Source organism: Massilia arenae, assembly GCF_008014745.1.
GTDB lineage: Bacteria > Pseudomonadota > Gammaproteobacteria > Burkholderiales > Burkholderiaceae_D > Telluria > Telluria arenae.
In genome coordinates, this window is record NZ_VPFD01000075.1 from 1 (window position 1) to 240 (window position 240).

The 240-nt window shown below is 47.1% G+C and carries 1 rRNA gene; it reads right to left on the reverse strand.

Going from position 1 to position 240, the window contains the following annotated elements:
• Positions 1 to 85 precede the first annotated feature (85 nt).
• Positions 86 to 240, reverse strand: a 23S ribosomal RNA gene (locus tag FVD38_RS26345); the annotation flags it as partial.

Here is a 240-nt window from a genome sequence, read left to right on the forward strand (position 1 = left end):
TGCTCTGAATCTGGAAGAAGTAATGTTGGGTTGTAGCTTGTATTCAAGCAGTTGTACTCGTCACAACCTTGACTACCAAGGTTATAGGGACAAGCCTTACGGGCAATTAGTACTGGTTAGCTTAATGCATTACTGCACTTCCACACCCAGCCTATCAACGTCCTGGTCTCGAACGACCCTTCAAGGAGCTCAAGGCTCCGGGAAATCTCATCTCAAGGCAAGTTTCCCGCTTAGATGCTT